2 protein-coding genes and 1 pseudogene are annotated in these 4,220 nt (G+C 73.7%); all 3 read left to right on the top strand.

From position 1 onward, the window contains the following. Positions 1-120: 120 nt before the first annotated feature. Positions 121-783 carry a GNAT family N-acetyltransferase gene (locus ACWGIG_RS37395; RefSeq protein ID WP_453326180.1) on the top strand — a complete coding sequence of 221 codons (663 nt, stop codon included), beginning with the start codon at positions 121-123 and terminating at the stop codon, positions 781-783. Positions 784-882: 99 nt separating this feature from the next. Beyond that, complete coding sequence (gene cbiE, locus ACWGIG_RS37390) at positions 883-2,118, top strand: precorrin-6y C5,15-methyltransferase (decarboxylating) subunit CbiE (RefSeq protein WP_453326179.1); 1,236 nt, start codon at positions 883-885, stop codon at positions 2,116-2,118. Between the two features lie 626 nt (positions 2,119-2,744). After that, a pseudogene (locus tag ACWGIG_RS37385) lies at positions 2,745-4,220 on the top strand (hypothetical protein); the annotation flags it as partial.

Genomic DNA, 4,220 nt, shown 5'->3' with positions numbered 1-4,220 from the left:
CCGTACTCCCGCGCGGAGTACGGGGCTTCGGCCCGTGGGACACCCGCCACCCGCACCACGGACCCGGCCATGCGCGGCGCCCGCCGCATGCTGCATGCTGTGCGTTCACGCCCCTTCGGTATGGAGCAGCGCATGACTACCACCTTCCCGGACGTCTCGATCAGCACGGACCGGCTGGTGCTGCGCCCCTACGAGGAGGCGGACGTCCCGGCGCACATCGAGATGATGAACGACGAGGCCGTCACCGCCTGGACGACCGTCCCGCACCCCTACACCGCGCGCGACGCCGACCGTTGGGTCCGCCGCATCGCGCCCACCGAGCGCACCCAGGGCCGCGGCATCGTCTTCGCCGTCACCGAGTTCCTCACCCAGCGCCTCGTCGGCCTCGTGCACCTCTCCCGCACCGACTGGCGCATCCAGGCCGCGGAGATCTCCTACATCACCGCCCCCTGGGCGCGCGGCGAGGGATACGCGACCGAGGCCGTGCTCGCCGTGGCCCAGTGGCTCTTCCGCGACCAGCGCTTCGAGCGCATCGAGCTGCGCACCCCGGCCGACAACACCGCCGCCCAGCAGGTCGCCCAGAAGATCGGCTGCATCAGCGAGGGTGTGCTGCGCAACGCCTGGATAGCGCGTACGCGCACCGAGAACGGCACCCCCGAAGGCTGGACGAACATCCGTACCGACCTGATCGTGTGGAGCCTGCTCCCCGAGGACCTCGAAGGGTCCGCCGACCGGATGGCGGACGCGGGCGGCTACGCGTCCGCGTACACCGACTGGAACTGACGCCGGTCAGGACCCCGCGAGCAAGACCCGGGAGTGGTCTGGACCAGGTAGTCTCAGCCTCCCTCACCCCCACCGATCGCTTCAGGAGACAAGACGACGATGGCCGACCGCGTCACGGTGATCGGCTGGGACGGTTCGCCCCTCACTGCGGCGGCCAGGTCCGCCCTCTCGGCGGCCACCCTCGTCGCGGGCGCCCCGCACCACCTCGCCCTGAGCGAAGTGCCGCCGGGCGCCGAACGCATCAGGCTCGGCAGCGTCGAGCTCGCCGCCCGCCGGATCACGGGCCACCGCGGCACCGCCGTCGTCCTGGCCGACGGCGACCCCGGCTTCTTCGGCGTCGTGAGGACCCTGCGCGCACCCGCCTTCGGCCTGGAGGTCGAGGTGGTGCCCGCCGTGTCGGCCGTCGCCACCGCCTTCGCCCGCGCCGGCATGCCGTGGGACGACGCCCAGGTGGTCGTCGCCCACCGCCGCACGCTGCGCCGCGCGGTCAACGTCTGCCGGGCGCACACCAAGGTCGCCGTCCTCACCTCGCCGGGAGCGGGCCCCGCCGAACTCGCCCTGCTCCTCGACGGCGTGCACCGCACCTTCGTCATCTGCGAGGAGCTCGGCACCGACCGCGAGAGCATCACCGTCCTCACCTCCGACCGGGTCGCCGACCACGTCTGGCGCGACCCCAACGTCGTCATCGTCATCGGCGGCAGCCAGGCCCCCGCCCAGGGCGGCGGCTGGCTCGCCGGCAGCGAACCCGGCTACCCGCAGGAACTGCGCGGCTGGGCGCTGAAGTCCGACGAGTACGGGGAGGACCTGGCCGACGGCGAGACCCCCGGCCTGCGCGCCGCCCAGCTCGCCAGGATCGGCCCGCGCACCGGGGACCTCGTGTGGGACATCGGCTCCGGCAGCGGCGCGCTCGCCGTCGAGGCCGCCCGGTTCGGCGCCGCGGTCATCGCCGTCGACGCGAGCGCGGACGCCTGCGTACGGAACGCGGCTGCCGCGCGGCGGTTCGGCGTACAACTCCAGGTGGTGCACGGCCACGCCCCGTACGTACTGGAGGACCTCCCCGAACCGGATGTCGTACGCATCGGGGGTGGCGGCGCCCCCGTCGTCCAGGCCTGCGTCGACCGGCGGCCCGAGCGGATCGTCACGCACGCGCAGAACCGCGACGACGCCGAGGCGATCACCCGCACCCTCGGCGAGGGCGGCTACGCCGTGGAGTGCACGCTCTTCCAGACGGTCGATCTCGATCCGGCGGGGGACTGGGAGGAGCGCAGGCGGGCGGTGGTGTTCCTGGTGACGGGGCGCCGCAAGGAGCGGGCGACGCGGGACGCCCGTACCTGACGGGGGGGGCGTCCGCGGACCCGGGCGGGACCGTCCCTACCTGGGCAGGGACCTTCCCGCACCTGGTTTGAGGCCTTTCCGCACCCGGCCCGGGACCTTCCCCGTACCCGGCCCGGGACCTTCCCCGTACCCGGCCCGGGACCTTCCCCGTATCCGAGCGGGGGCTCCTCGCGGGGCGTTTCGTGGCCCTCGTACCTGATCCGGCGGGACCATTTCCCTTTCTTCGCACGGATGTTCTGCCGATCGCTCCCCAGGGCGAGCGCTGTCGGTGGCGCGGGGTAGGCTGGCCGATCGTTGTACCGCAGATGGGCGGTTGGTGGATCGTTCGCCAATGTCTGGAAAAGGGGCCCTCTTTGGGGTCGCGTGCGGTACGGCACACCCGGGACGTGCGCGACGTGGCGCAGCCCACAGCGGGCCGTGGCAGTTCTCCCTGCCCCGGCTCCGAAGGGCCGCGACAATGCTTGGTGTCCGCGGAACCTTTCGTGCCGCGCGGCACCCCCGCTCGTTCAACCACTGACGGGCGCGGTCGTGTCGAGCGGTCGTTCCGGGCGACGGGGTCCTGCCGGCGGAAGGGAAGGCGGCCGGGCCGTAGAAGCGCTGGCGCTACAGATGGGCGAGGGGTACGCATGACTGACACCGGCCAGGTCCCGGGCGAGGGACTGCCGGAGAACGCAGGCATGGTGGAGCAGCCGGGCGTCCCCGCCCCAGGCGCCTACACCTTCCTCGACCCCTCCGATCCTTCAGGGAACGCCACAGAGTCCGGACTTGAGGACGACGACCTCCTGCTGATGCCTGCCTCCCAGGGCGCGTGGAGCGACCCGCAGGTGGTGCCCGCGCAGGCCCCCGTGGCGTCCGCCCCGCACCTCGCGGAGTCCGGTGCGCACGAGGCCGGTGGCCGGGACTCCGGCTCGGTCGACTTCTCGGGCGTACGGATGCCTCCGCCGCCCGCGTCCACGGCCGCCCCGACGCCTCCGCCGGCCCGTCGCCCGCTGCACATGGGCCCGCCAGTCCCGGACGCCTCGGGCGGCGTCGTACGGTCGCTGGCCGACCGGGGACCCGCGGCGGTGCAGAACGCGGTCGGTCCGGTGCAGAACCCGGTCCAGGGTGCTGTCCAGAACCCGGTCCGGAGTCAGGTCCAGAGCCCTGCACAGACCCCCGCGCCGAGCCAGGGCACGGTGCCGGGTGCGGTGCCCGGCGCCCCGTCCGGCCGGGCCTCGGGCCAGGTCCCGACACAGGTGCCGATGCGCAGTGCGGGGCCGCCCACCACAGGCCCCGAGTACCTCGACGTCCCGGGTGACGGGTCCGCGCTGCTGCCGGGCCCGCAGCTGGGCGAGATCCCCTCGCAGGGGCCGATGCCGTGGACGCCGCAGCCGCAGCCGCAGCCCCGGATGGTCCCGGAGCAGGTCCTGATGCAGCCGGTGGCCGTGCCGGCGGATGCGTCCGGGCAGCACGCGCAGGCGCCGCAGACACAGGCGCCGCAGGTCCAGGCCGTACCGCTGCCGGTCCCTGCGCAGGAGCAGTCGCAGGGAGCGGGCTACGCGATGGCCCAGGCCCCCGCTGCCCAGGCCCAGGCACCGGCTCCGGCCCCGGCGTCGGCCGTTGTCCCGGGCCCGGTGCAGGTGCAGGACCAGGTCGAGACGCATGTGCAGGTACAGGCCCAGGCTCCGGCCCGGACGGCGGAGACCGTTCTGCCGCAGGCTTCCGGGTCGCAGCCGCACCAGGAGCCTCAGGACCGTGCCGCAGAAACGGTCGTTCCGGAACAGGCCATTCCGGAAGCTGTGACACCGGAAGCTGTGACACCGGAAGTAGCGGCTCCGGAGGTTGTTGCCCCCGTGACCGCCGTTCCGGAAGTCGCCGCTCCGGAGGCTGTCGCCGTTGCCGGTACGCAGGACGTGGCTCCGGCTCCGGCCGCTGAGGTCGTCGCGCCGGACGCCGTCGTGGTGGCGCCGGAAGTCGTTGCTCCGGAAGCCGTTGTTCCGGAAGCCGTTGTTCCGCAGGTCGTTGCTCCGGACGGTACTGCTCCGGACGGCGCCGCTCCGGCGGCCGTCGCGCCGGAAGGGTCCGCCCCCGAGGGCGCTGCCCCGGACGGCACCGTTGCGGAC

The organism is Streptomyces sp. NPDC054863 (assembly GCF_053610825.1).
This window is presented reverse-complemented; position numbering and strand designations above follow the sequence as displayed.